This window comes from Algoriphagus aestuariicola (genome assembly GCF_017254835.1).
GTDB lineage: Bacteria > Bacteroidota > Bacteroidia > Cytophagales > Cyclobacteriaceae > Algoriphagus > Algoriphagus aestuariicola.
The window spans coordinates 1-365 of record NZ_JAFKCW010000034.1 but is presented as its reverse complement, the minus strand read 5'-3'; the positions used below and the strand labels follow the sequence as shown (position 1 = coordinate 365).

Genomic DNA, 365 nt, shown 5'->3' with positions numbered 1-365 from the left:
ACCAGAAATTCGACGGAAAAATCGGCGACAGCGACATTCACGGCAGCTTGAAGTACGTTGCCGGTAAACCGCGGCCCACGCTGAGCGGCGCGGTGAACTCCCGGCAGCTGAGGTTGGCGGATCTGGCGCCGCTGATCGGCGCCGACTCCAACGCCGCCAAAGCCGGGCGCGGCGAGAAAAGCCGTCAGCCTGCGGATAAGGTGCTGCCGGTCGAACAGTTCGATACGCAAAGCTGGAGCAAGATGGATGCGGACGTGAAGTTTGCCGCCGCGCGCATTGAACGCGGCAGCGATTTGCCGCTGAGCGATCTGGCCACGCACCTGAAGCTGAACAATGGCGAACTGCGCCTGGATCCGCTGCGCTTC

The 365-nt window shown here is 63.0% G+C and carries 1 protein-coding gene; it reads left to right on the top strand.

All coding sequences use genetic code 11. The features are described from left to right. Positions 1-365, top strand: a 365-nt coding sequence (locus tag J0A67_RS23560; RefSeq protein WP_206571671.1) for an AsmA family protein, incomplete at both ends; no start/stop codon positions are given.